The 17,329-nt window shown below is 68.3% G+C and carries 16 protein-coding genes; 2 read left to right on the top strand and 14 right to left on the bottom strand.

The genetic code is table 11. The features are described from left to right. Positions 1–22: 22 nt before the first annotated feature. The 7 genes from sctL to ACWKV7_RS13015 form a co-directional block, all read right to left on the bottom strand. Positions 23–613, bottom strand: coding sequence for a type III secretion system stator protein SctL (sctL, locus tag ACWKV7_RS12985; protein ID WP_483858097.1), 591 nt, complete (start codon positions 611–613; stop codon positions 23–25). Then, positions 591–1,169, bottom strand: a complete 579-nt coding sequence (locus tag ACWKV7_RS12990) for a type III secretion protein (protein WP_483858098.1) — start codon at positions 1,167–1,169, stop codon at positions 591–593. Before ACWKV7_RS12990 ends, sctL begins: the two co-directional genes overlap by 23 nt. Beyond that, entirely contained in the window at positions 1,166–2,026 is an 861-nt protein-coding gene (gene sctJ / locus ACWKV7_RS12995; protein WP_483858135.1) for a type III secretion system inner membrane ring lipoprotein SctJ, read from the bottom strand. The genes ACWKV7_RS12990 and sctJ overlap by 4 nt, the downstream gene beginning before the upstream one ends. An 18-nt stretch (positions 2,027–2,044) precedes the next feature. Beyond that, positions 2,045–2,407: a type III secretion system inner rod subunit SctI gene (gene sctI, locus ACWKV7_RS13000; protein WP_483858099.1), complete on the bottom strand. Its 363-nt coding sequence runs from the start codon at positions 2,405–2,407 to the stop codon at positions 2,045–2,047. Between the two features lie 58 nt (positions 2,408–2,465). Beyond that, entirely contained in the window at positions 2,466–3,473 is a 1,008-nt protein-coding gene (locus tag ACWKV7_RS13005) for a hypothetical protein (RefSeq protein WP_483858100.1), read from the bottom strand. A gap of 58 nt (positions 3,474–3,531) precedes the next feature. Next, complete coding sequence (locus ACWKV7_RS13010) at positions 3,532–3,738, bottom strand: type III secretion system major pilin HrpA (protein ID WP_483858101.1); 207 nt, start codon at positions 3,736–3,738, stop codon at positions 3,532–3,534. Between the two features lie 697 nt (positions 3,739–4,435). Further along, positions 4,436–5,359 carry a sigma 54-interacting transcriptional regulator gene (locus ACWKV7_RS13015; RefSeq protein ID WP_483858102.1) on the bottom strand — a complete coding sequence of 308 codons (924 nt, stop codon included), beginning with the start codon at positions 5,357–5,359 and terminating at the stop codon, positions 4,436–4,438. A 340-nt stretch (positions 5,360–5,699) separates the two neighbouring features. On the opposite strand from ACWKV7_RS13015, the gene ACWKV7_RS13020 reads away from it, so the two are divergent. Beyond that, a complete protein-coding gene (locus tag ACWKV7_RS13020; protein ID WP_483858103.1) occupies positions 5,700–9,485 on the top strand; it encodes a bifunctional diguanylate cyclase/phosphodiesterase in 3,786 nt (1,261 codons plus the stop codon). A 115-nt stretch (positions 9,486–9,600) separates the two neighbouring features. Here the strand turns inward: ACWKV7_RS13020 and ACWKV7_RS13025 are convergent, their stop codons facing one another. Continuing rightward, on the bottom strand, positions 9,601–10,953 hold the full coding sequence (locus ACWKV7_RS13025) for a sigma-54-dependent transcriptional regulator (protein ID WP_483858104.1): 1,353 nt from the start codon (positions 10,951–10,953) through the stop codon (positions 9,601–9,603). A gap of 131 nt (positions 10,954–11,084) precedes the next feature. Between ACWKV7_RS13025 and ACWKV7_RS13030 the strand changes: the two genes are divergently transcribed. After that, on the top strand, positions 11,085–11,882 hold the full coding sequence (locus ACWKV7_RS13030; RefSeq protein ID WP_483858105.1) for a DUF1206 domain-containing protein: 798 nt from the start codon (positions 11,085–11,087) through the stop codon (positions 11,880–11,882). A gap of 12 nt (positions 11,883–11,894) precedes the next feature. Here the strand turns inward: ACWKV7_RS13030 and ACWKV7_RS13035 are convergent, their stop codons facing one another. From ACWKV7_RS13035 to bufA2, 6 genes are all read right to left on the bottom strand, one after another. Next, positions 11,895–13,664: a sensor histidine kinase gene (locus tag ACWKV7_RS13035; protein ID WP_483858106.1), complete on the bottom strand. Its 1,770-nt coding sequence runs from the start codon at positions 13,662–13,664 to the stop codon at positions 11,895–11,897. Positions 13,665–13,725: 61 nt separating this feature from the next. Further along, positions 13,726–14,115, bottom strand: a complete 390-nt coding sequence (locus ACWKV7_RS13040; RefSeq protein WP_483858107.1) for a DUF1232 domain-containing protein — start codon at positions 14,113–14,115, stop codon at positions 13,726–13,728. Between the two features lie 91 nt (positions 14,116–14,206). Beyond that, positions 14,207–14,692, bottom strand: a complete 486-nt coding sequence (locus ACWKV7_RS13045; protein WP_483858108.1) for a hypothetical protein — start codon at positions 14,690–14,692, stop codon at positions 14,207–14,209. Between the two features lie 249 nt (positions 14,693–14,941). Then, the gene (locus ACWKV7_RS13050) at positions 14,942–15,727 is read right to left on the bottom strand and encodes an HvfC/BufC family peptide modification chaperone (RefSeq protein ID WP_483858109.1); all 786 of its coding nucleotides are present in this window, start codon (positions 15,725–15,727) and stop codon (positions 14,942–14,944) included. Beyond that, the gene (gene bufB, locus ACWKV7_RS13055) at positions 15,718–16,563 is read right to left on the bottom strand and encodes an MNIO family bufferin maturase (protein ID WP_483858110.1); all 846 of its coding nucleotides are present in this window, start codon (positions 16,561–16,563) and stop codon (positions 15,718–15,720) included. Before bufB ends, ACWKV7_RS13050 begins: the two co-directional genes overlap by 10 nt. A gap of 53 nt (positions 16,564–16,616) precedes the next feature. Further along, positions 16,617–16,868 carry a BufA2 family periplasmic bufferin-type metallophore gene (bufA2, locus tag ACWKV7_RS13060; RefSeq protein WP_483858111.1) on the bottom strand — a complete coding sequence of 84 codons (252 nt, stop codon included), beginning with the start codon at positions 16,866–16,868 and terminating at the stop codon, positions 16,617–16,619. Between the last annotated feature and the right edge of the window lie 461 nt (positions 16,869–17,329).

The raw sequence follows: 17,329 nt of genomic DNA on the forward strand, positions 1-17,329 counted from the left end.
GAAAACGTGATGCGCCGCGCGTTCAGCGCTGCCCGTGCGCGTCCGGCAGCAGCAGGGCGCGCCGCACCGCATGCCAGTCGAGGTGGAAGTCGCCCTGCTCGCTGACCAGCCAGAGTTCGTCCACCGCCAGGCTGTCGTCGCGGCGCAGGCGCCAGGGCAGTTCGCCGGTGCGGCCGTCCAGCCACTGCTGGATCTCGTCGGCGGTCTGCGGATGGCAGCGCAGGGTGGCGGCGATCGGCTCGCTCTGGCTGCGTGCCAGTTGCCGCAGCAGTGCGTCGAGGCGGGCCGCTGGCGGGGTGTCGTCGAGCAGGCGCTCGAGCGCTCGGTTGACCAGCTCGCGGGCCTGTTCTTCCAGCAGCGCCCACATCTGCTGGCGCTGGCGCTCCCACTCCTGCAACTGGTACTCGGCCTGCTGCCAGAACTCGCGCTGGGCCTGGGCGAGCAGGGCTTCGCGCTGCGCCTCGGCCTGGGCGAGCAGCGCGCGTGCCTGTTCCTCGGCTTGCAGCAGCACGGCTTCGGCGCGGCCGCAGTCGAGCAGGGTTTCGTATTCGATCAGCGGTTGCGCCAGGCCATCGTGGCCCTTGCGCAGCTCAAGCGAACGCCGGGCGAGCATCGTCGAGTGTCTCCATGGGTGGGGCGAGGTCCTGGCCGCTGCGCCAGAGCGCGGCCTGCCAGAGCGCCTCCAGCTTGGCGGCGGGTGCGGTGGCGGGCGGCGTTTGCTCCAGGCTGACGATGCGCGCGCGTGGCAAACCCAGGCGCAGGCGTTGCCAGGCGGCGGGGCCGGCCCAGGCGCGCAGCAGCGCCAGGGAGTCCTGCCCCTCGGCCAGCCACTGGCCGGGGCGCAGCGCCTTGGCGATGCTCAGGCACCAGGCCCGCTGCGCGGCGCTCAGGGCGAAATCCTGCTGCGGCGCACAGAGCGCGGCGACCAGAGTGAAGGTGAGGTCGCGACGGCGCTGCCCGGCCAGCACCAGTTGCAGCAGGGCCGCCGAGGGGCGCGGCGCAGCGCAGGGCAGCACGCCGTACAGTCGGCCCAGCGCCATATGCCGGCTGCGCGCCAGGCTGGCCAGGCGCGCGCGGTCGAGACCGGCCAGCGCGGCCGGGGTCCAGTCGGGATGGGCGTGCAGCCAGGCGGTGGTCCACCAGCGCAGCCAGGTGTGCTCGTCGCTCATGCGGCGTCGCCGTCGCTGCGCCGTACCGTGGCGCTGGTTCTTTTCAACGCGACCGGCGGAGCGGGCGGTGCGGCGGGGGTGGGCGCCGGCTCCGGCAACGGTCGGCCGAGACCCACCGGGCGCCACTGCGGCTTCAGCCACAGGCACAGCCCGGTGACCAGCAGCACCAGCAGGGCCAGACCGCCGTACAGGCTGCGCTGCCAGAAACCGACGTCTTCGCTGGGCAGCAGGAACGGGCCGAAGTATGCCAGTCGCTGCTGCTCCTGGTAGGCCACCGCCGGCACGAACACCACCGCCAGCTTGGCCTCGTCGTTGGCTGCGCTGGCCATGCCGGGAATGCTGCTGGCGACCATGCGCCGCACCCGTGGCCGGGCGCTGTCCGGATCGAGACTGGCGTCGTGCTTGATGAACACCGAGGCCGACGCCGGCTGCACCGGCTCGCCCGGCGCCACGCGCTCGGGCAGCACCACGTGCACGCGGGCGACGATCACCCCGTCGATCTGCGACAGCGTCGACTCCAGCTCCTGGGACAGCGCGTAGATGTAGCGGGCGCGTTCTTCCAGCGGAGTGGAGATCACCCCCTCCTTGCGGAAGATGTCGCCGAGGCTGGAACGCGAGCGGCGCGGCAGGCCGGCCGCATCCAGCACCCGCACCGCGCGGGTGATGGCGCTGGCGTCGACCAGCACGGTGACGCCTTCCTTGTCCGGGCGTTTGGACGCCTGGATACGCTTGTCCGCCAGCTCGGCGATGACTTCGTTGGCGTCCTGCTCGGAGAGCCGGCTGTGCAGTTCGACGCTCTCGCTGCAGGCTGCCAGCGAGAGGATCAACAGGAGCGCGCAGAGCACTCGGCTGGGCATGGGCATGGCCTACTCGGTCTATTGCAGGTTGGTGAGCTTCTCGACCGCCTGCGAACCCTTGCTGACCATCTTCGCGGTCAGCACGCTCTCCAGGTAGAACGACGAGAGCGAGCGGTTGGCCTTGACCATGTCCATCGGGTCGGCGGTTTTCGCGGCCTTCTGCAGCGCGCGGTCGGAGCGCTCGGAGAGCTTCTGCAGCGCCTCCGAATGCTGCGACAGCTGGCCGATGATGCGGCTGGCGACGTTGTCTTCGGTGGCCGCGACAGGCGTCGGACGCTCCAGCGCGGCGTTGAAGAAGCTGACATCGGCCTGGTTCGGCGCCTGGCTGAGCGGCTCGGCGGCGGGGACGCGTTGGGCCATGTCGAGGCGTTCGATTTTCATCGCGTGCTCCATGGGGGCTGACGACGTTTCGCTGCCGTTGCAGCGAAACGTCCGGGCCCTAGACGAAAGATGACTGGCCCCAGCCGCTGGATTGGCCGAACAGCTGGGCCATGATGTTGAAGGCCGCGGTGGAGGCGCCGAGATTGAGGGAAATGTCCTTGGCGTCGAAATCCTTGAAGTCGCCGCCAAACAGTCCGCCGGTGCCGGAAGAACCGCTGCCGACCGTGGCGAAGTTGGCCATCTCCTTGCCGATGTTGCCGATCGCCTGCTCGAACTTGGCGGTCTCTTCGGCGTTCAGGTAGTTGTCCTCGCCCAGCTCGTCCACCCAGGAATTGACCTTGCCGTTGGCGTCGTGGGGCTGGCCGAAGACGTCCGGGTTCTGGTCCATGTACAGCGCTACCTGCTTGAGCATCTCCATGTCGTCGCTGGAGAAGGTCGAGCCGCCACGGCCGTCTTTCTGCAGCAGGCTGCCGAGGGCTTCGCCGCCGAGGCCGGAGAGGAACTGCATGAGCTGGCTGATGAAGTCGCTGCCGCCGGTGCCGGGCAGGCCAGTGGGCTGGCCGTGGCCAAGCAGCGATTCCAGCAGGTCGCCGCCGAACGGGCTGCCGCCCTGGCCGAAACCATGATTGCCGAAGGGGTTGCCGGAGCCGAAGGAGTTGTTGCCGTGCTGGCGGAACAGATCCAGCGGGTTGCTGGAGCCGCCGGAGAACAGTTCGTCGGCGAAGCTGCCGCCGCCGAGCTTGGCGCCGATCATGTCGGCCAGTACCTGTTGCAGCAGATCGCCATCGACCTTGTTCTGGCCGTTGCCGAGGGCGTCTTGCCAGGAACTGCCGTATTGGCCGGGGCTGCCGTATTTATCCGAATGCTCGTCCATGAACTTGCCGAGCATCTCGGCCAGCTTGCTGCCTTCCTTGACCGAGCCGTCTTCGTTGAGCATCGCCTGCACCAGCAGCTTGGCGAGCATTTCGAAGGGGCTGCCGCTACCGCTGTCGGCCTGGCCGCAGCCGCAGGTCTCGCGGATGGCGGGCAGGGTGTAGCCGGTACCGAGTGAGCTGATGTCGACCATGAAGTCTCCTCCACGCAAGGCGAAATCCCCGGCCGTGCGGCCGGGGATCGCGGCATTCTCAATACCGGATGGCTTTCCCGGATTCGGACGCGGCGTTCAGCGCCTTGTTACCCGAGTCCACGGCACCCTGCATCATGCTGTTCATGGTGTCGGTGATCATCTTCTGGGACTGGAACTGAGCGTTCATGGTGGTGGTGGCGGCAGAAGTGGCGTCCATTTGTGCCATTGCCGCGGTGGATGCAGCCAGCGAAGCTCCCATAGCCATAGTCGTATCTCCAAATCGTTTTAGGAAGGTTGGGCCCGTCCATCGGGCTCACCTCTCAGTGGCAGGGATAAACGCAACGGTTCCAAGGGGAGTGGAGTTTTTTGGGGTTTTTGTTGGGGAGGGCTGAGGCCGGACTGGCAAGTTTGTCGCTTGCTCATGTGTTTGTTGGTCAGTGCGCTAGCTGATTACCGTGTTTCGATGAGGCTTCTGGTTTCGGCTCCCCCGGCCGAGTCACTTCTTCTTTGAAGTGCGCAAAGAAGAAGTAACCAAGAAGAAAGCGCACCCCACATCCGGCCCCGGCTGCGCCAGGGTTCCCTCCCTCCATCGTTGCTCCAGGGGCCCGCCGTGCAAGGGCCATCCCTGGCCCATCACGGCTCTCGCGGCATCCTGCCGCTCGTCCCCTTACGCAACGATTCCGCTCGGCCTCCTGAGGGGACCCGAGTCCCGGCCCAACCTCCTGATCAATGAAATAGGAGCTTCTTGGCTTTGGCTTTGGCGCACAGAGTTTCAGGCGCGGACAAGTCCCCGTCAGGAGGCCGGAAGGAGGGAAGTCGAGCGCAGCGATGACGGGGACGCCTAGTTCCTGATGCCGGGAGGCGCAACCAGAAGCCTCATCGAAACACGGCAAGCAGCCAGGCCACCGAGCTGCCCTGAAACCGTATTGCCAGTCCGGTTTCAACGGTGATCCTGAAATCTTTCAGGCCAGCGAAATCTCCAGACACTTCATCCGGTGGTACAGCGTGCGCCGGGCGATACCCAGTTCGTCGATCACCGAATCGATACAGCGATGGTGCCGGCGCAGCGAGTCCTCGATCAGCAGCTTCTCGATCTGCTGCAAGCGATCCTTGAGGGTCATGCCGGGCTGGTTCGGGCTGTTCTCCAGGCCGGGAAGTGGCGGCAGGCCGAGCACGAAGCGTTTGGCCGCCGAGCGCAGTTCGCGCACGTTGCCCGGCCAGGAGTGGCAGAGCAGCTGCTGCAGCAACATCGGCGACGGCATCTTCAGCGGGCGGCCCAGCAATTGCGACTCGCGGCAGGCCAGGCTGAGGAACAGCGGCACGATCTGCTCGCGGCGTTGACGCAGGGCCGGCAGCTGGATGCTCACCACGTTGAGGCGGAAGTACAGGTCGCGGCGGAACTGGCCGCGCTCCACCAGTTGCTGCAGCGAGGTCTGCGCGGAGGCGATCACCCGCATGTCCACCGGGATGAACTGGGTCGAGCCGAGGCGCTCGATCCCGCGCGCCTCCAGCACCCGCAGCAGCTTGGCCTGCAGTGTCAGCGGCATGCTGTCCACTTCGTCCAGGTACAGCGTGCCCTTGTGGGCGGTCTCGATGAAGCCGGCGCGGGATTGGGTGGCGCCGGTGTAGGCGCCGTTGGTCACCCCGAACAGCTGGCTTTCGGCGAGGCTTTCAGGGATCGCCGCGCAGTTGATCGCGACGAAACTGCCGCGTCGTCCGGACAACCGATGGATCTTTTCCGCCAGGGTGTCCTTGCCGGTGCCGGTTTCCCCGCGCAGCAGCAAATCCACATCCAGGGAGGCAGTGCTCCGCGCGATGGTTTCGAGATCGAACGTTTCCGTGGCGGCGGTTTTCCGAGGGCTAATGGGGTCGAGCGGGTTATCCATCGTCGTGGCCTTCCGTTCAATTAGCCGTTCCGATTGTTAGCAGCATGCATGTCAGGAAAATGTGACCGCGTGCCGAATAAGCTGACGGAATACTCAAGAACTTGATGAACGGGATTATGTTTTTGTTATGTGCGGCAACTCTTGGATTCTGAACAGAATTTCGCTTTAACCGACCCTCTGCCAGGGCAAAGGTTCAGAAAAACGGGGCTACGACCAAGGTCTAATTGGCATCGGCGGCGCACTCGTGTTTGGCCCGCCGGAGTGCGATGGCAGAGCCTCCGCCCGGCCCTCGGCTGCCAGGCTGGACTATGCTGCTTGAGCGCCTTTGAGACGAGATCACATGCCGACCGCACGCCCGCGCCTGCCGACATGGACCTGGTGGCTGTCGCTGCCCGTGCTCCACCTCGGTACCTGGTTATCGATTCCCAGCCAGTTCGTCGAGGGCGCTGCGCTCTGGTACCCGCCGTTCGCCCTGGGCCTGGTGCTGTGCCTGTGGTGGGGGCCGCGGGTGTTGCTGGCGGTGTTTCTCAATGCCGCCCTGAGCATCCCGCTGTGGGGGCTGGACTGGCGCTGGGCGCCCGTCTACGCCCTGCCGGAGACCCTCGGCATCGCCCTCGGCTGGGCGCTGTGCCGGGGCGGCTTCGACGCCTCGCTGAGCCGGCTCGGCCATCTGCTGCGCTTCATGTCGCTTGGGGTGCTGCTGCCCGCGGCGCCGATGAGCATGGGCGTGCAGTTCAACCTGGTGCTGACCGGACAACTGGCGGCCTCGAACTGGATGCTCGCCAGCCTGACGCTGTGGTTGGCGGACAGCCTGACCGCGCTGGCGATCGCCATTCCGCTGTTGACCTACCTGACGCCGCCGCTGCGCCAGCGCGGCTGGGCCTTGCCACCGGTCGAGGGCCGGCCGGCGGAGCCGTTGGAGGCCTCCCTGGGCCGCTTGCCGCCTTGGCCCCTGCTGGCGGCATTGCTGGTCGGCCTGCCCCTGGCCCTGGGCATGCTGCCGCCGCTGCTGACCCTGCCGCTGGTCGGCCTGGCGATGTTTGCCCTGGCGCTGGCCTGGAGCTTTCCCGGTGCGCTCTGCGGGGCTGGGCTGACGGTGCTGATGGTGCTGGCGCTGCCGCTGCTCAGGGATGTCGACCAGGGCCGGGACTGGCTGGCCCCGCCGCTGGTGGAGCTGCACGTGCGGGTGCTGGTACTGGTGATCTCCAGCCTGCTGGTGGGCCGCAGCCTCAGCGACCTGCGCCAGGCCCTCGGCCGCAGCCACCAGGTGCAGCAGGAGCTGGCGCTGGCCAAGCTGGCCCTGGAGGCCAGCCCGCTCGGCATGACCATCGTCGACGCGCGCAGCCCGGCCTTGCCGCTGATCTACTGCAACCCCGCGTTCACCCGCATCAGTGGCTACCGCGCCGAGGAAGTCGGCGGTCGCGCCTGGGATTTCCTGTTCGCCGCGGACCTCGACCAGCGCGAGCTGCCGCGCCTGCGCGCCGCGCTGGAACGCGGCGATCCGTGCCAGGTGGTGGTGCGCAACTATCGCAAGAACGGCGTACTGTTCTGGAACGAGATCACCCTGGCGCCGATGCACGACTACCGTGGCATCAGCCACTACGTGGTGCTGCAACACGACGTCAGCGCCCGGGAGCAGTTGGCCCTCGAACTGGAGGCGCGGCGGGTCGAGATGCAGCGCCAGACCCACCTGCTGTCGCAGACCGAGGCGATTGCCGACATCGGCGGCTGGGTGCTGGAGGTGCCGAGCTTCCGCATGTTCTGGAGCGAGGGCTGCTTTCGCATCTACGAACTCGATCCCTTCTCCGGCACGCCGAGCTACGAACAGGCGCTCAGCTACTTCGACGGCGAGAGCCGCAAGCTGGCCGAGCAGACCATTCGCCACCTGCTCGAACGGGACTGGGACTTCGATCTGGAACTGCGCCTGCTCAGCGCCCGCGGCAACCTGCGCTGGGTGCGAGTCAAGGGCCTGGTGGAGCGCGACGGCGAGCAGGTGGTGCGCATCTACGGTGCCCTGCAGGACATCACCGCGCGCAAGCGCGCCGAGGAGCAATTGCGCGAGCGCGACGAATGGCTGCGGCTGTTCTTCGAGGCGCCGCTGATCGGCATGGCCATGATCGGCCCGCAGGGTCAGTGGCTGGAGGTCAACTTCAAGCTCTGCCAGATCCTCGGGCGCAGCCGCCAGGACTTGCAGGACAGCGACTGGCCGGCGATCACCCATCAGGAAGACCTGCCGCTGGAGCAACCGCTGTTCGACGCGGTGAAGGCCGGCGGCCGCGAAGACTACGAACTGGAAAAACGTTTCCTGCGTGCCGACGGCAGTGTCGTCTACACCCGACTCAGCCTGCGCGCGGTACGCGATGTCACCGGTCGCCTGGAAGCCTGCCTGGCACTGATCGAGGACATCACTGCACGCCGCGAGGCCGAGGCACGCTACCGCACCCTGGTGGAGCACGCGCCTGAGGCGATCCTGGTGTTCGGTACCGAACTGGGCATCGTCGAGGCCAACGAGAACGCCGCACGGCTGTTCGGCCTGCCGAGGCGGGAGCTGATGGGGCGTTTGCCGACCAGTTTCAGCCCGCCCTTCCAGGCCGATGGCAGGCCGTCGCGGGAAGTCGGCCAGGCCTACGGCCGCGCCGCCCTGGCCGGCGAAGCGCCGGTGTTCGAATGGCTGATCCAGGACCGGCATGGCCAGGTGCACCCCTGCGAAGTCCGCCTGGTCCGCCTGCCCGGCGGCGAAACGCCCCTGCTGCGGCTCTCCATCACCGATATTTCCGAACGCCTGCGCTACCAGCGCGAAATCGAGCGCCTGGCCTATAGCGACGAGCTGACCGGCCTGCCCAACCGGCGCCTGTTGCTCGACCGGCTGCAGCACGCCATGGCCCGCGAACAGCGCGAGGGGCGCTTCGGCGCGCTGCTGTTCATCGACCTGGACCATTTCAAGACGGTCAACGACAGCCTCGGCCACCCGGTCGGCGACGCCCTGCTGCGCGAGGTGACCGCGCGCCTGAGCCGCGGCCTGCGCGCCGAGGATACCCTGGCGCGCCTGGGGGGCGACGAGTTCGTGGTGCTGCTCGAGACCCTGGCCGACAGCCCCGAGCAGGCCGCCGAGCACGCCGCCGCGGTGGGCAAGAAACTCTTGCAGGGGCTGCTCGGCAGCTATCGCCATGGCGAGCACGAGCTGGCGATCAGCGCCAGCATCGGTATCTCGCTCCACCCGATTGCCGAACAGAGCGCCGCCGATGCCCTCAAGCAGGCCGACACCGCCATGTACCGGGCCAAGCAGGGTGGGCGCAACGCGGTGCACTTCTTCGCCCCGGAGATGCAGGCGGCCATCGACCAGCGCCTGCAGCTGCAGAGCGAACTGCGCCAGGCCATTGCCCGCGAACAACTGCACCTGGTGTTCCAGCCGCAACTCGCGCTGGCCGACGGCCGGGTGGTCGGCGCCGAAGTCCTGCTGCGCTGGACCCACCCGGAGCGCGGCAACATTCCACCCGGCCAGTTCATCCCCCTGGCCGAGGAAACCGGGCTGATCGAGGAGCTCGGCGACTGGGTGCTGGAGCAGGCCTGCACGGTCCTGGCGCGCTGGCAGCCGCGCTGGCCGGCGCTGGTGCTGGCGATCAACCTGAGCCCGCGGGAACTGCGCCAGAGTCACTGCGCGGCACGGGTCGACGCCTGCCTGGCCCGCCACGGCCTGCGGGCCGACCGGCTGGAGTTGGAAATCACCGAAGGCGTGCTGGTGGAAGATGTCGACCGCTGCATCGCCGCCATGCGTGCGCTGAAGGATCTCGGCGTGCGCTTCGCCATTGACGACTTCGGCACCGGCTATTCCTCGCTGACCTACCTCAAGCGCCTGCCGCTGGACCGCCTGAAGATCGACCGCAGCTTCATCCATGACCTGGAAACCGACGCCAGCGGGCAGATGCTGGTGGAAACCATCCTGCTGATCGCCCACAACCTCGGCCTGGAATGCGTCGCCGAAGGCATCGAGACCCACGGCCAACTGGACTGCCTGCGCCGCCACGGCTGCGCCCTGGGCCAGGGCTACCTGTTCAGCGAGCCGCTTGCCGAAGCGGCGTTCGAGCATTGGCTTGAGAGCAGCGAGGCGCAACTGGCCGAGGGTTGACGGCTCCGATCAAGCTCCCTGGCGTGCACGGCTGCGGGCACGCCCCGGTCCGGCGAGGTGGGCTGCGGCGCTCCGCTTGCCGATAGGGCGAGGCTGAGCGCCGCGACGCGTGCCGTTACGCGCTGTCCTGGTCCGGCTCCGGCAGGTAGTCGCTGCGGTTCAGCCCGTGGCGCTGCATCTTCTCGTTGAGGGTGCGGCGGGGTATCTGCAGGAGTGCCATGGTCTCGGCGATGTTGCCGCGGCAGCGTTGCAGTGCGGCATGCAGGCACTGGGCTTCGAAGGCTTCCATCTGCGCCGCCAGCGACGGGCCGCCCTGCGCCGGTTCCGCGTCGGCCTGGTACAGGCCGAGGGCGTGGCGTTCGGCGGCGTTGATCAGTTCGCGCACGTTGCCCGGCCAGTCGTGGGTCAGCAGCCGGGCCAGTTCGGCGGGCGTCAGCGGTGGTGCCTCGCGGCCGTGGCGCTCGGCGGCCTGGGCGGCAAAGTGTTCGAACAGCAGGGGGATGTCTTCGCGGCGCTCGCGCAGCGGCGGCAGGCGCAGTTCGGCGACGTTCAGGCGATAGAGCAGGTCCTCGCGAAAGCGCCCGCCGCGCACTTCGTCGCGCAGCTCCGGCTTGGTGGCGCTGATCACCCGCAAGTCGACAGCGATGCTGCGGTTGGAGCCGAGGCGCTCCAGGGTCTTTTCCTGCAACACCCGCAGCAGCTTGACCTGCTGCGCCAGCGGCAGGCTCTCCACTTCGTCGAGGAACAGCGTGCCGCCGTCGGCGTGCTCGATGCGGCCGATGCGCTTGGCCTGGGCGCCGGTGAAGGCGCCGCTCTCGTGGCCGAACAGTTCGCTCTCGAAGATGGTTTCCGGGATCGCCGCGCAGTTGAGCGCGACGAAGGGCTTGCCGGCGCGCGGGCTGAAGTCGTGCAGGCAGCGGGCGACGCGCTCCTTGCCGCTGCCGGTTTCACCGCGGATCAGCACGTTGACCGAGGTGCCGGCCAGCTCGAGGATCTGCCGGCGCAGGGTTTCCATCGGCCGCGACACGCCGAGCAATTGCGCTTCGATCAGCCCCTGGCGGCTGCTCTGCTGGCGCAGTTGGCGGTTTTCCAGCACCAGGCGGCGCTTGTCCTGGGCGCGGCGCACGCTGTCGAGCAGGCGCTCGGCGGTGAAGGGTTTCTCGATGAAGTCGTAGGCGCCCTGGCGCATGGCCTGCACGGCCATGGGCACGTCGCCGTGGCCGGTGACCATCACCACCGGCAGGTCGCGATCCAGCTCCAGCAGGCGTTCGAGCAACTCCAGGCCATCCATGCCGGGCATGCGCACGTCGCTGAGCAGCACGCCGGGAAAGTCGCGGCTCACCACGGCCAGGGCCTGGGCGGCGCTGGCGAAGGTGGTCACGGCATAGCCGGACAGCTCCAGCCACTGCTGGACCGCCTCGCGGATCGCCTGCTCGTCGTCGATAAAGATTACCTGGCCCTTGCTCATCGCCCCTCCGGTATTGCCGCTGCGGTGAACCCTACTCCTGTTGCAGGCCTTGGAAAACCTCGCGGTGCGCTGCTGAACCGGAGGATTCGATTGCCGGTCTGCTGCAGAACAGCCGTTCGCCGAGGTCGCCCATGAAGCCATCCCCCAGCCTGACCCTGCTTGCCCGTGGCGGCTATGCCGCGCGGGGCGTGGTGTACCTGATCGTCGGCGGATTCGCGGTGGCGGCCGCGCTCGGCAGCGGCCGCACGGTGGACACCCGGCAGGGCCTGGAAACCCTGCTGGCGCAGCCGCTGGGCAGCGTGCTGCTGTGGCTGGTGCTGCTCGGCCTGCTGGCCTTCGCCGGCTGGCGCCTGGTGCAGGCGATCGCCGATACCGATGGCCACGGCCGCGACGCCAAGGGCCTGACCATTCGCCTGGGCCTGCTCGGCAGTGCCTTGGCCAACGTGTTCCTCGCGCTGTTCGCGCTCGGCCTGCTGCGCAGCGACTTCCGGGCCATCAGCCAGGGTGGCGGTGGCGGCGAGGACTTCCTCTCGCGGCTGCTGGGCATCGACAACTCCAACTGGCTGATCTACGCGCTGGCGCTGGTGCCGCTGGGCGTCGGCCTGGCGCATATCGTCAAGGGCTGGCGCGCCGGCTTCGAGAAGTACTTCCAGGCCGACGCCTCGACCATGCGCGTGGTGCGCCCGGTGTCGCGCTTCGGCCTGATCGCCCGCGGGCTGGTGTTTCTGGTCATTGCCGGGCTGCTGGTGGTCGGCGGTTCGCGCTACGAGCCGACCGACCCGCCCGGGTTGAAGGAGGCGCTGCTGGCCATGCAGGGCCTGCCCTTCGGCACCTGGATATTCCTGGCGCTGGCCCTCGGCGTGGTGGCCTTCGCGGCGTACAGCTTCGCCGAGGCGATCTGGCGGCGCATCGTGCTGCCCCATGGCTGAGTGGGCAGTGCTTCAGTCGGCGCGGGACGGGGCGTCGTCGGCGGCCGGCAGGCGCAGGCTGAAGACCGCGCCCTCGCTATCGTTGCCAGCCTCCAGGCTGCCGCCCAGTTCGCGCACGATGCCGTAGGACACCGCCAGCCCCAGCCCCAGCCCTTCGCCCACCGGCTTGGTGGTGAAGAACGGCTCGAAGACGTTGCCCAGGTGTTCGCTGGCGATGCCGCCGCCGCTGTCGGCTACGGTAAGCCGCCAGTGCCGGTCCTCGCGCTCCAGGCCCAGGCGCAGGACCCGCGGCTCCTGGCCGGCCATGGCATCGAGTGCGTTGTGCAGCAGGTTGAGCAGCACCTGTTCCAGGCGAATGGCGTCGCCGCGCACCTGGGCGTTGGCCGCCAGTTGCTTGCGCACTTCCACCCGTTCGGCGCGAATGCGCGGCGCCAGCAGTTGCAGGGCCTGTTCCAGCACGTGGCCGAGGTCCAGGCGTTCGCTGAGGCCGGCCGGCGTCTTGCGGGCGAAGGTCTTGAGGTGGCCGGTGAGCGCGGCCATGCGCTGCAGCAGACCGTCGATGCGGGCGAGGCCGTCGCGCACGTCCTGTTCGCGGCCGCTGTCGAGCAGCAGGCGCAGGCTGCCGAGGTGCATCTGCATGGCTGTCAGCGGCTGGTTGAGTTCATGGGCCAGCGCTGCGGACATCTGCCCGAGGGCGGCCATCTTGGCGGCATGCACCAGCTCGTCCTGGGCGGTGCGCAACTCCTCGGTGCGCAGCGCCACCTCGCGCTCCAGCCGTTCGCGAATACCGGCCTGCAGGCGGCGGGTCTTGCGCCGCTGGGCGAGGTAGAGCAGCAGGAAGGCGAGGGTCATCCAGGCCCCGGCGGCGGCCAGGCGGTAGCTGCGCAGGGCGGACTCCGGCACCGTGGCCGGGTGCAGCAGGTGCAAGGTCCAGCCCTCGTCGGGCAGGGCCAGGCGCTGCCAGAGGTAGTCCTGGCGACGTTGCGGGCCATCGACGCGGACCCGCTCGGTATCGCGGTCGATGTGGCCGAGCAACTGGCTGGTCAGCGGGCGCAGGTCTTCCTTGGCATATTTGCGCGCCTCCAGCAGCTCGGCCTGGGCCTCGCGGCTGAGGTCGTGCAGGTAGTGGTAGCGCCAGGCGGGGCGGCTGGCAAGAAACACCACGCCGTGGCGGTCGGCCACCAGTAGCACGCCCGGCTGGCTGGCCCAGTCGTTCTGCAGGTCTTCCATTTCCAGCTTGATCACCACCACGCCGAGCACCTGGCCGTCGTCGTCACGCACCGCCTGGGACAGGAAGTAGCCGGGAATGCCGGTGGTCACGCCGACGGCGAAATAGCGGCCGCTACCCTGGGCGACGGCGTCCTGGAAGTACGGGCGGAAGGCATAGTTGTTGCCGACGAAGCTCGACCAGTCGCGCCAATTGCTGGCGGCCAGGGTCTCGCCGTCGGCGGCGAGCAGGAACAGCACGGTGGAGCCGGCGGCGGCGTTCTGCCGCTCCAGACGCTCGTTCAGCGCCTGGCGCAGGCGGCTGTCGCCGGGCGTGCGCAGCAGGGCCTTGATGTCGCTGTCCAAGGCCAGCAACGCCGGCACCGAGCGGAAGCGCTCGACCAGGGTGCGCAGCGCCTGGGCATAGAGCTCCAGCTGGCCGTGGGCTTCCTGGCCGCGCTCCTGCCAGGCGCGCCGTTCGCCATAACGCTCGGCCAGCAGCAGGCTGAGCAACAGCCCGAGCAGGATGACCAGCACGATCAGGACGACGCGGTAGCGGGCGAGGAGGGCGGGCATGGACGACTCGGGCCGGGCGGATGCCGCATGGTATGCCAAGCGGTGCTGCCCGGTCAGGCTTTCAGCCGCGGGCCAGCAATGACCACAGCCAGTAGCCCAGGGCTGCCGCGCCGAGCAGCCAGAGCACCACGATCACTGCCGCCGCGCGCAGGCTGCGGGGGCGCGCCGCCAAGGTCGCGGCTTGCTGCCGGCTGCTGGCGATCACCTCGTCGGGCAGCAGTTTGATCACCAGCAGGATGCCCAGCGGCAGCAACAGCAGATCGTCAAGGTAGCCGAGCACCGGAATGAAGTCCGGAATCAGGTCGATCGGGCTCAGCGCATAGGCCGCCACCGCCAAGGCCAGCAGGCGCACCGCCCACGGCGTGCGCGGGTCGCGGGCGGCGAAGTAGAGGGTCAGCGTCTCGCGCTTGAGGCGTCCGGCCAGCGACCGGAGCTTGGCAACGATGCTCATGGGGATGACTCGATCTGACGGGCGGCCAGCATCGCAGAACCGGGCACGGTCTTGCCAGTAACGGCGGCCCTGGCTCCGGCCGCCGTCGCCATCAGCGGTCCTTCACCAGGTAGCCGAAGGCACTGATATTCAGCGAGGTACCGCCGAATACCAGCGATACCCGTACCGGGCTGCCCGCCCGGAAGACCATTGCGCTGGTCAGGTGTACCTGGAACGAGGAGGGGTCTTCGGCGCTGGCATAGAGCGTCAGGGCCGTGCTGAACAGCGTGCCAGATGGCAGCACCTGGAGTACGAAGGCGCCGCTGCCGGGCACCAACTGAGGGGCGAAGATCAGGTCGGTGAGCATCAGTACCTGGCCCTCCGGCACGATGAAGTCGTTGCTGGTGCCGACGCGGACCAGCGTGGTCGTGGTATTCGGCACCCCGAAGGGCACGGCACCGGTCAGGGCGACCATGCGTGACGGGGGCACCAGCGGATCGACCTGCACGGCCCGGACGGTACCGCTCGGCGCGAGCAGCAGGCAGAGGTACAGCAGGCGGATGAACAGGGGGCGGCCCAATAGCGGTAAGCGGATCATGTGGCGTTCTCCTCGCGTTGATCGGCATCGAACGCGCACGCCGCCGACGCTCGCGATCGGGCGGAGGGCTGCGGTGAAATCGACGCGAAAGCGGGAAGGAGAAACGGTTGAGCCTTCGAAGGCCGCGTGGCTACCGAGAACGTGCGCGGGCGGCAGGCTGATTCCTGCCTGGAGGCAAGCTAGACCGGCCCTGGCGTCTCTGCAAGCGAGCCAGGGCGGGCCGCCCAGGGGCGGGGGCTGGTTCGCGGGTCAGGGCATCGCTCGACGCAGCAGCCCCTCGCTGATCCATTGCTTGAGCCAGGCCGCGGCTTGCAGCGCTGCCGTTTCGCCCAGCTCGGCCTGCCGGGCGCAGAGGTCGGCGAAGGTCCAGCCCTGCAGAGCCATGCCGTGCAGCGCCCGGGCCTCGTCTTGGCCAAGGCTGCGGTAGCGGCTGACCAGGCCGTCGCGCCAGATCAGGCAGGTTTCGCTGTGCGGCAGCGCCGCGCTACCGGGGAAAGCCCGCTCGGCCTTTACCGCCCGCCACAGCGCCAGGCTGTTATAGCGGCATTCCAGCCACTGCACGCTGGGTTGCAGGGCGACCTGCAGGCCGGGCCAGTCCTGCGGCGGCAGCGCGGCCATGGCCGGCAGGTCCAGCGGCGCTCCTGGCGCGGCGTCGAAGGCCAGGGTGAAGGCCCATTCCAGGCGCGCCAGCTCGGCCAGCGGCGCGCTCTGCTGCGGCACCAGGTGGCCTTCGATGAAACCGGCGAAGCGCGCGCCCAGCCAGCGCAGGCTGTAATGCGCGGACGGATGGGCGCGCAGGTAGGCATCGGCCAGGCCGTCGAACTCATCGTCGCCGAGCCAGTGGTGCACGGTCGCGTAGTCGCCGCGCAGGGTTTCCCGCAGGCGGGCACGGTAGGCGTTGTGGTAAATCGCCAAGCCCTGCTCGACGCTCAGCGCGCTGCTGCCCAACAGGCTGGCGTGCAGCGCCTCGTTCGGCTCGAGCGGATCGGCCAGCAGGTAGGCTTCCAGTTGCCGCTGCCAATCGTTCAGGCGCATGTCGCCTCCGCCCGCAGGATCGCGTTACCGAGGGTGCGGGCCTTGTCCAGCTCGGCGAGCAGCTCGGCGAACGGCGGAAAGTGATCGTCGCGCTCCAGCAGCGTGGCCACGGGGCCGAGGTGGTGCAGGACGCGCTCGTAGAGCCGCCAGACCGGGTCGCACACCGGCTGGTCGTGGGTATCGATGAGGTAGCTGCCGTAGTCGCTGTGGCCGGCCAGGTGCAACTGGCGGATACGCGACTTGGGCAGCGCGCTGATGAAGGTCCAGGGGTCGAAGTCGTGGTTGCGCGCGCTGACGTAGACGTTGTTGACGTCCAGCAGCAGTTCGCAGCCGGTCAGCTCGCTGAGCGCGGCGAGGAACTGCCATTCGCTGAACTCGGCGGCGGCGGTGCGCACGTAGCTGGAGACGTTCTCCAGCACCAGCGGTCGCTGCAGCACATCCTGCACCTGGCGCACCCGCGCGGCGACGTGCTGCAGGCTTTCCTCGGTGTAGGGCAGGGGCAGCAGGTCGTGCAACTGGTGGGCGCTGCCGCGGCTCCAGCAGAGGTGATCGGAGATCCAGGCAGGTCGCACGCGTTCGGCGAGGGCCTTGAGCCGCTGCAGGTAGTCCTGGTCCAGCGGGTGCGGACCGCCGACGGACAGTGATACGCCGTGCATCACCAGCGGATATCGCTCGGCGATGGCGTCCAGGTAGTACAGCGGCTTGCCGCCATCGACCAGGTAGTTTTCCGAGACTATCTCGAACCAGTCCACCGCCGGCGACCGTTCGAGGATCTCCACGTAGTACTGGCTGCGCAGGCCCAGGCCATAGCCGAGGCAGGACGCTTGAGCGGACATGCCGAACTCCTTCGTCGGGTGAGCGGGCGACCCTGGCGGGTCGCCCGTTGCGGTTACTCGCCGACGGTGCCGCCGGCCGCGTCGCATTCGGCCTGGGTCATCGCCTTGAAGCCGTGGCCCTTGCACTCCGCCTGGCCTTTGCAGGCGTTTTCCGCGGTCTTGCAATCGTTCTGGCCTTTGCACGAGGTCACGCCGTAGCAGTGCACCTGGGCTTCGTCGGCCAGCACCTGGGTCGGCAGGCTGGCGAACATGCCTGCAGCGGCCAGTGCGAGGGCGGCGCCGGAAAGCGTGGTCTTGATCGTCATCGTGTGGGTTCCTTGAGAAGGATGAGTGGGTGGCTCGCGTATCGAGCGAGCCGACACAGCCATAGAGTGATGCAGGGCAGTGGCGTTACAGCCGGGGAAGAATTAATTGGCTCTTGGTACGTATTGGATACGGGGCCGTCGATGCCGGACGGGCGCATTTCCTGTCGGCGAGTCATTTCACTTTGAAATGCGCCGCGCAGGAAGGCAGTACGAGAAAGCGCATCCTGTCTCCGGGCTAGGCGTGCCCGACACGCTCCAGGTTGCGGCTGCGAAGCGACGAAGCCCAGCGGGGGCGTGCCAAGGCCAGTCCCCCCGGTACCCTTGTTGGGCCTGCACCTGAGGGGCCCGAGTCCCGGCCCTTTCCCGAAAGCCCGCCATGAACCAAAAAAAGCCCGACCGGCTCTACGCAATTCCGGCCTCGGGGCTGGCTGGAGTCGACGCAGGGCAGGCCGGGCAGGCTT

Source organism: Zestomonas ipomoeae, assembly GCF_057128665.1.